At 74.2% G+C, this 8,609-nt stretch carries 6 protein-coding genes; 5 read left to right on the top strand and 1 reads right to left on the bottom strand.

The features are described from left to right. The 5 genes from AB0J09_RS47325 to AB0J09_RS47305 form a co-directional block, all read left to right on the top strand. The coding region (locus tag AB0J09_RS47325; protein WP_360706790.1) for an alpha/beta fold hydrolase at positions 1-1,389 on the top strand (1,389 nt) is incomplete at its 5' end. Further along, positions 1,389-4,628 carry an amino acid adenylation domain-containing protein gene (locus tag AB0J09_RS47320; protein ID WP_360706787.1) on the top strand — a complete coding sequence of 1,080 codons (3,240 nt, stop codon included), beginning with the start codon at positions 1,389-1,391 and terminating at the stop codon, positions 4,626-4,628. The genes AB0J09_RS47325 and AB0J09_RS47320, both read left to right, overlap by 1 nt. Then, the gene (locus AB0J09_RS47315; protein WP_360706784.1) at positions 4,625-6,625 is read left to right on the top strand and encodes a beta-ketoacyl synthase N-terminal-like domain-containing protein; all 2,001 of its coding nucleotides are present in this window, start codon (positions 4,625-4,627) and stop codon (positions 6,623-6,625) included. The genes AB0J09_RS47320 and AB0J09_RS47315 overlap by 4 nt, the downstream gene beginning before the upstream one ends. Continuing rightward, a complete protein-coding gene (locus AB0J09_RS47310; protein WP_360706781.1) occupies positions 6,622-7,806 on the top strand; it encodes a cytochrome P450 in 1,185 nt (394 codons plus the stop codon). The genes AB0J09_RS47315 and AB0J09_RS47310 overlap by 4 nt, the downstream gene beginning before the upstream one ends. Before the next feature lie 9 nt (positions 7,807-7,815). Continuing rightward, a complete protein-coding gene (locus AB0J09_RS47305; protein ID WP_360706779.1) occupies positions 7,816-8,199 on the top strand; it encodes a VOC family protein in 384 nt (127 codons plus the stop codon). A 16-nt stretch (positions 8,200-8,215) separates the two neighbouring features. Here the strand turns inward: AB0J09_RS47305 and AB0J09_RS47300 are convergent. Further along, on the bottom strand, positions 8,216-8,609 hold a 394-nt coding region (locus AB0J09_RS47300), incomplete at its 5' end, for an LLM class flavin-dependent oxidoreductase (protein ID WP_360706776.1).

The raw sequence follows: 8,609 nt of genomic DNA, 5'->3' as shown, positions 1-8,609 counted from the left end.
CGGACCGGTGACCTGGCGCGGTGGACGTTCGACGGGGAGCTGGAGTTCGCGGGGCGGGCCGACGGGCAGGTGAAGATCCGCGGCTACCGGATCGAGCCCGGCGAGGTGGAGTCCGTCCTGGAGAGCTCCCCGGACGTGGACCGCGCCGTGGTCGTCGCCACGTCGGGCGCGGGGCGGCGGCTCGTCGCCTACCTCGTCCTGTCTCACGGTGGCGCGCCGGATCGGGTGCGTGAGCACGCCGCCGCCCGGCTGCCCAAGCACCTCCTGCCCGCCCGATACGTCACCCTCGACCGTCTCCCGCTCACCCCGCACGGCAAGGTCGACCGCGCGGCCCTGCCCGATCCGGCGCTCCCCGCCCCCGCCGCCAGGGAGCCGGGGACACCGCGCGAGAAGGAGCTGTGCGAGCTGTTCGCCGAGGTCCTGGACACGGGGGTGGTGGGCGCGGACGCCGACTTCTTCGACTCCGGCGGCGACTCGCTGCTCGCCATGCGGCTCACGGCGGCGATCGAGTCCAGGCTGGGCGTCCGCACGAGCATCGCCGCCCTGTTCGAGGCGCCCACCCCCGCCAGGCTCGCCGTGAGGCTGGACAGGGCGGCGACCGAGCTGGACCTGTCGCCGCTGCTGACACTCCGGCCGGAGGGCGACAGACCGCCGCTGTTCTGCGTGCACCCCGGCCGGGGCATCGGCTGGTCGTACACCGCGCTCCTGCCCCACCTGACCCCCGGCCGCCCGGTCCACGCGCTGCAGTCCCCGTCGCTCCAGGCCGGCTGGACGCTCCCGGGAAGCATGCGGGAGCTGGCCGAGGACTACCTGACGCGCGTCAGGGCCGTCCGCCCCGAGGGGCCGTACCTGCTGCTCGGGCACTCCTTCGGTGGCCTGCTCGCGTACGAGATGGCCGCCTGCCTGCGGGAGTCCGGGCAGGAGGTGGGGCTGGTGGCCTCGCTCGACGCCTTCCCGTGGCCGGCCGGGTTCCCGGCGGATCCCGAGGCGGTCGAGCAGGAGGCGCTGACCATCCTGCTGCGCACCCGCACGCTTCACCCCTACGCCCAGCCGGGGCCGCTGGAGCGGGCCCGGGTGTTCGCGGCGGTGCGCGCCAGCGAGGGCCCGCTGTCGGGGCTGGACGACGAGCGGCTGTCCGCCGTGGCCGACACGGTGGCCGGGCATCTCCGGCTGGCGGTCACGTACCGGCCGCCACCCTTCGACGGGACGGTGCTGCTCTACTCGGCCACCGCCCAGCCCGGCGGCGTGTCCTCGGCGGTCAAGGCCGAGCGCTGGGCCCCCGCGCGCGTACGCGTCCACGATCTCGACTGCGGGCACAGCGACCTGCTCAGGCCGGGGCCCGCCGCCGAGATCGCCAGAGTCCTCCAACCGATCCTGCGGGAGTTCTGATGGTGCCGGTTGAGTACGAGTTCCCCGTGTCGCCCGCGCAGGCCAGGATGCTGGTGCTGGATCAGCTCAATCCCGGCACGGCCCAGTACAACGTGCCCGTGGCCTTCGCCGTGCACGGATCGTTCGACGTGGCGGCCTTCAGCGCGGGCCTGGACGCGGCGGTCGCCCGGCACGAGTCGCTGCGCACCGTGTTCCGGCCGCACGACGGCCAGTACGTGCAGGTGGTGGCGGAGGAGGGCAAGGCGGCGCTGCGGGTGGAGCGGGACGTGCCCGTGGCCGAGTCGTACCCGCTGATGGTGGCGGAGGCGGGGACGCCGTTCGACGTGGCGGCGGGGCCGCTGCTGCGGTGCGTCGTGTACGCGCTGGACGACGGCAGCCACCGCGTCCTGTTGACCGCCCACCACCTGGTGTGCGACGGCTGGTCCCTGCGGATCCTCCTCCGCGACATCGCCGACGCCTACCGCCTTGCCGCACCTCCAGCGTCCGATGGTGGGCGTCCGTCCGATGATCACAGCGGGTCGCCGGAGGTCCAGGACGGTGGGGAGCCACCGCTGCAGTACCCCGACTACGCGGTCTGGCAGCGGGAGCGGCTGGACTCCCATGCCCTCGACGAGGCCGTCGCGTTCTGGGCCGAGTCGCTCAGGGACGCGCCCACGACCCCGGCGCTCCCCACAGACCATCCCCGCCCCGCCGTGCAGTCCGCCGCCGGGGGCGTCGAGCGGATCGCGCTGCCCCCGGACACGCGGGAGCGCCTGGCGAAGGTGGCCGCCGAGCGGAACGCGACGCCGTTCATGGCGTTGTTCGCGGCCTTCGCCGCGTTCCTCGCCAGGATCTCGGGGCAGCGGGACCTCGTCGTGGCCACACCCGTCTCAGGCCGCGACCACCCCGACGTCCAGGGCCTGGTCGGCCTGCTGGCCAACACCCTCGCCGTCCGCGCGGACCTGTCGGGCGAACCGTCCTTCCTCGACCTCCTCACCCGCGTACGCGACCGCTTCCTCGCCGCCCACCCGTACCAGGAGGCGCCGTTCGAGGCCGTCGTCCAGGCCGTGGCGCCCGGCAGGGAGCTCAGCCACGACCCGCTCGTGCAGGTGATGATGGCCTTCGAGGACGACGCCGGCATGCGGCTCGACCTGCCGGGCGCCGTCACGGAGCGCGTCGAGCTGCTGCTGAGCGAGGCCAAGTTCGACCTGCTCCTGAACGTGGAGCGGGACGCGGACAGCCTGGCCGCCCAGTTCATCTACCGCGCCGACCTGTTCACACCCGGGACCGTCCGCCACTGGGCCCGCGCCTTCGCGACATTCGTGAACGGCCTGCTCGACCGGCCGGACCTGCCCATCACCGCGGTCGACCTCCTCTCACCCGATGACCGCCGTCTGGTGCTCGGCGACTGGAACCGCACCGCGCCGGCCACTGGCGCCCCCACTGGCGATCGCCTGGTCCCCGACCTGGTGGCCGACCGCGCACTCGAACGCCCTGACGCGACGGCGCTGGTGTACGGCTCGACCTCGCTCACGTACCGCGACCTGATGGAGCGGGCGGACGGCCTGGCCGCCCGGCTGCGCGCGGCAGGCGTGGGGCCGGAGGTCCCGGTGGGGCTCTGCCTGCCCAGGGGCGCCGACATGGCGGTGGCGGCCCTCGCGGTGCTGCGCGCGGGCGGCGCGTACGTCCCGCTCGACCCCGGCCATCCGGAGGCCCGGCTGAGGTTCATGGTCGCGGACGCCGGGGTCCGCCTGCTGATCGCCGCGGAGCCCAGAGACCTGGGCGCTCCGGTGATGCGACCCGACGGAGAAGCGCCCGCGATCGGGCCCGCGGCCACGTCGGAGCCCACCCTCACGGACACCGCCTACATCCTCTACACCTCCGGCTCCACCGGCACCCCCAAGGGCGTGGCCGTCGAGCACCGCGCCCTGCTCAACCTGGCGACCGCCGTGCGCCCCCAGTTCCCCGTGACCGGCGACGACCGGGTGCTGCAGTACGTGTCGTTCGGGTTCGACGTGGCCGTGTCCGACCTGTTCTTCGCCTTCGTCGCCGGGGCCGAGCTGCACGTGGCGGCCGAGTGCGAGCGGCTCGGCGAGGACCTGTACGCCCGGCTGCGCGACTCCCGGATCACCTACGCCTTCCTGCCACCGTCCGCCGCCATGTCGCTGCCGTGCCCGCCCGGCGCCCTCCCCGACCTGCGCACGCTGGCCATCGGGGGCGAGGCGTGCCCGGCCGAGCTGGTCGAGCGCTGGGCGACGGCGTCGCGCCGGGTGGTGGACGCGTACGGGCCGAGCGAGACCGCGGTCTACGCCACCACGGCCGACCTCGTGCCCGGCGAGCCGGTGGTGATCGGGCGTCCGGTGGCGAACGCGCGCGCGTACGTGCTGGACGAGCGGCTGCGCCCGGTGCCCGCGGGCGTGGTGGGCGAGATCTACCTGGCGGGCGCGGGGATGGCCCGGGGGTACGCCAACCGGCCCGGCCTGACGGCGGAGCGCTTCGTCGCGAACCCGTTCGGCGAACCGGGCGAGCGCATGTACCGCACAGGCGACCTCGGCAGGCACGACGCCGACGGGGTCCTGTCCTACCTCGGGCGGGTGGACACGCAGGTCAAGCTGAGAGGCTTCCGGGTCGAGCTGGGAGAGATCGAGACGGTCCTGGCCGCGCACCCGGGCGTCTCGGTCGCGGCGGCGACCGTGCGCGGCGACCGGCTGGCGGTGTACGCGGTCCCCACGGACGACAGGGCCGACGACGGGGCCGCCGAGGGGCCGACTGCCGGGGAGCTGCGGGCCTGGCTGGGCGAGCGGCTACCCGGTTACATGGTCCCCGACACGGTCGTCTTCCTGGACGAGCTGCCCCACAACAAGTCCGGCAAGGTGGACAGGTCCCGGCTGCCCGATCCCCCGCTCACCCGCCCCGATCTGGACCGGCCGTACGTCGCCCCGGCCACCGCGACCGAGCGGCGGCTGGCGGAGGTGTGGGCCGAGGTGCTCGGCCTGACCAGGATCGGCGCGCAGGACAACTTCTTCGACCTGGGCGGCAACTCGATCAGGCTGCTCGCCGTCCTGACGGCGCTGCGCGAGCGCGGCGACGACGGCGGGCTCAAGCTGGTGGACCTGTTCAGGCACCCCACGGTCGCTGCCCTCGCCGCCCGCCTGGACGGTCCCGGACAGGCGGACCACGGCGAGTCCCGGCGACGCGGGCAGGGCAGGCGGGAGCGGCTGGCAGCGCGCAGGAACGCTCTGAAAGGCGGTACGGAATGACCGACGCACCGGCGGTGGCCATCGTGGGGATGAGCGGCCGCTTCCCCGGCGCCCGCGACCTCGCCGAATACTGGCGCAACCTGCGCGACGGTGTCTGCTCGATCGCCGACTTCGGCGAGGAGGAGCTGGCGGCCGGGGTGGACGCCGGCGAGCTGCGCAGCCCCGGTTACGTGCCGGCCAAGGGCTTCCTGGCGGACGCGGACCGGTTCGAGCACGAGCTGTTCGGGTTCAACGCCACGGAGGCGGCGGCACTGGACCCGCAGCACCGGCTGCTGCTGGAGACGGCGTGGTCGGCGCTGGAGGACGCCGGGTACGACCCGCGTGACGCCCCGGACGGCACGGGCGTGTACGTGGGCGGCGGGCCCACCGAGCACTCGGTCGCGGCCCAGGTCGACCGGCGGCTGCACGCCCGGCTCGGACCCATGCACGTGCGGATCTTCACGGACCGGGAGTTCCTGGCGGGGTGGCTGTCGTACCGGCTGGGGTTGACCGGGCCGAGCCTGACCGTGCACACGGGCTGCTCGACCTCTCTGGCCACGGTGCACGTGGCCGTGCAGGCGCTGCTGGCCGGCGAGTGCGACCTGGCTCTGGCGGGCGGCGTGTCCATCGGGTCCCCGTACAAGCGCGGATACCTGTACGAGCCCGGCGGCATCTACTCGCCGGACGGAAGGTGCCGCCCGTTCGACGAGAAGGCGGCGGGCATGGTCGGCGGCGACGGCGTCGGGCTGGTGGTGCTCAGGCGGCTGGAGGACGCACTGGCCGACGGCGACCCGATCCACGCGGTCATCCGCGGCACGGCGGTCACCAACGACGGCGCCGCCCGGGTGGGCTTCACCGCGCCCGGCGTGGACGGCCAGACGGCCGCCATCCTCGAGGCGTGGGCGGCGGCGGGGCTGGACCCGGCGGACGCGCAGTTCCTGGAGGCGCACGGGACGGGGACGGACCTCGGGGACCGGATCGAGGTGGCGGCCGCGACCGCGGCCTTCGCCGGGGCCCGGTGCGAGCTCGGCTCCGTGAAGTCCAACATCGGCCACCTGAACGCGGCGGCGGGCGTGGCGGGGCTGATCAAGGTCGCGTTGATGCTGGCCCACCGCACGATGGTGCCCACGGTGAACGTCACCCGCCCGCACCCCGACCTGGACCTCGACGCCACCCCGTTCCACCTGCTCACCGAGGCGAAGGAGTGGGACGCCCGGGGGCCGCGACTGGCGGGGGTGTCGTCGCTCGGCATCGGCGGCACGAACGTCCACGCCGTCCTGGAGGAAGCCCCGCCACCGGTCCGGCGCTCACCAATGCCCTCTGGCCGGGCCACCGAGGCGTCCCCGCACCGGAGCACCCCCGCGGCGCCCGGTCAGGGCGCGGCCACCGTCGTGCTGCCGCTTTCCGCACGCACTCAGGCGCAGCTCGACACCGCGGCCCGGCGCCTGGCCGCCGCGCTGCGCGAGCCCGGCGCGCCGCCGCTGGCCGACGTCGCCCACACGCTCACCCACGGCCGGGCCGCCCTGGACGTGCGCGCCTATGTGGTCGCCGCCACCCACGAGGGGGCGGCGGGCGCCCTGGAGACCTCGACTTCGGCCAAGGATCCGCTGGGCGAGGCCTGGGCGGCGGGCGAGGACGTCGCCTGGCCCGCGACCGGGCGGCGGGTCCACCTCCCCACGTACCCGTTCGCGGGAGACAGCCACGGCGCGCTCACCCTCGGCGCCCCGCCCGCCGCCCCCGAGCCACAGCCGGACGACACGGCGACGGCGGTGACCGGGCTGTTCCTGACCACCCTGGCCCTGACCGGCCCGTCTGACCTGGACAGGACGTACTTCGCCGTCGGCGGCGACTCCCTGACGGCCGTCTTCCTGGTCAGCGAGCTGCGCGACCGATTCGGCCTGGACATCCCCATCGAGACCTTCCTCCGCGAGCACACCCTGAACGAGATCATCTCCAAGGCCCTGAACCCCGAGGACGACGACCCCCTCGGCGACCTCCTGGACGAGCTGGAGCGATGAGACCCGCGCCGGACCCCGCCGGGATCGACGAGCTGGACCTCCTCGACCCCCGCCTCCACGCCGCCCACGACCTCACCCCCGTGTGGCGCTGGCTGCGCGCCTACGACCCGGTGCGCAGGCACGAGCGGTTCTGGAGCGTCACCCGCCACGAGGACGTCCTGCGCGTCGTGCGCGACCCCGCCACGTTCACCTCGCTCCAGGGCAACATGCTGCGCACCCTCCTGCGCGGCCATGACCCCGGCGCGGGCAAGATGCTGGTCGTCACCGACGGCCCCGCGCACACCCGCCTGCGCCGCCTCCTGACGCCCGGCTTCGGCCCCCGCACGCTCGGCCCCGTCACGCGCTCCATCACCGCCGCCACCCGCGAGCTGCTCGGCGCGCTGGTACGGCGCGGCGGCGGCGACTTCGTGGCCGAGGTGGCCGCCCAGGTGCCGCTACGCGCGATCTGCGAGCTCCTGGGCGTGCCCGAGCAGGACCGGCAGCGCGTCCTGGAGCTGACGAACGAGGCCATGCTGGGCGAGGGTGACGGCGCGGGCACCGGGATTCCCGCCAGGATCGCCCAGAGCGAGATCCTGCTCTACTACACCCGCCTGGCCGCCCAGCGCAGGGCGGCTCCGGGCGACGACGTCGTCAGCCTGCTCGTGGCCGGCGGCCTCACCGAGGAGGAGGTGCTGCTCAACTGCTACAACCTCATCATCGGCGGCGACGAGACCGCCCGCCTGGCGATGGCCGGGGGCGTGCTGGCGCTGGCCACGTACGACGAGCAGTGGGCGCGGCTGCGTGCCGACCCTGAGCTGATCGGCACGGCCGTCGAGGAGATCCTGCGCTGGACCACCCCCGCCGCGCACGTCGGCAGGGCCGCCACCCGGGACGTCGAGCTGGCCGGACGCCGGATCGCGGCCGGTGACGTGCTGGCGCTCTGGACCGCCTCCGCCAACCGGGACGAGGCCGTGTTCGACGACGCCGACCGCTTCGACGTGGGCAGGAGTCCGAACCGGCATCTGACGTTCGGCTACGGCCCGCACTTCTGCCTGGGCGCCCAGCTCGCCCGCGCCGAGATCACCGCCCTGCTGGCCGAGCTGCGCGCGAGCGTGCGGGCCATCGAGGTGACCGGCTCGGTGACCTGGCTGCCGTCGAACTTCATCAACGGCATCGGCTCGCTCCCCGTCGCGCTGACATAGCGTGAAAGTATGTCCGTCCATCTGAACCACACCATCGTGCAGGCGAGGGACAGGGACGAGACCGCCGCGTTCCTCGTGGACGTCCTCGGTCTGGAGCCGGCGCCGGTGTACGGGCCGTTCCGCGTCGTCACGCTCGGCAACGACGTCTCGCTCGACGTCATGCAGTCGGGCGGGACGGTGATCCCGCAGCATTACGCGTTCCTGGTCGGCGAGGAGGAGTTCGACCAGATCTGGGAACGGATCAAGAGCCGCGGCCTGACGTACTGGGCCGATCCGCACCATGAGCAGCCGGGGCGGATCAACACCCACGACGGCGGCCGCGGCCTCTACTGGTCCGATCCCAACGGCCACAACCTGGAGATCATCACGGTCCCGTACGGCGGCTGGGGCTAGGAGCCAGGGCCTCCACCTAGGGGGCCAGGGCCTCCAGCGCCTCCTCAGCCCGGCGCATCGCCTCCTTGGCGTCGAGCGTGACGAACTCGCGGTCGAAGCCGAGGTCGTGGAAGACGTCCGTCACGCCCCTGGCGGCCAGCTCGTCCACGTCACGCCGGATCTTCTCGTACGTGCCCGTCAGTGGCCGGTCTTCGTCCGCCGCCCGGACCTGCGTGACGCCGCGGCACACGAAGCGGAACGCGGCCGCGTCCCTGCCCGACTCCGCCAGCGTGGCCTTGATCAGCTCCACCCGCTCGGCGACCGCGGACAGGTCCTCCCTGCTGGAGCTCACCCATCCGTCGGCCAGCCGCCCGGCGCGGCGCAGCGCGACCTCGGCGGTGCCGCCCAAGACGTTCGGCGGGCGCCCGGGC

The organism is Nonomuraea sp. NPDC049784 (assembly GCF_040659615.1).
Classification (GTDB): Bacteria; Actinomycetota; Actinomycetes; order Streptosporangiales; family Streptosporangiaceae; genus Nonomuraea.
This window is presented reverse-complemented; position numbering and strand designations above follow the sequence as displayed.

Coding starts and splice junctions, on each gene's coding strand:
- AB0J09_RS47320 (WP_360706787.1), top strand. CDS start 1,389: ATGGTGCCGGTTGAGTACGAGTTCCCCGTGTCGCCCGCGCAGGCCAGG.
- AB0J09_RS47315 (WP_360706784.1), top strand. CDS start 4,625: ATGACCGACGCACCGGCGGTGGCCATCGTGGGGATGAGCGGCCGCTTC.
- AB0J09_RS47310 (WP_360706781.1), top strand. CDS start 6,622: ATGAGACCCGCGCCGGACCCCGCCGGGATCGACGAGCTGGACCTCCTC.
- AB0J09_RS47305 (WP_360706779.1), top strand. CDS start 7,816: ATGTCCGTCCATCTGAACCACACCATCGTGCAGGCGAGGGACAGGGAC.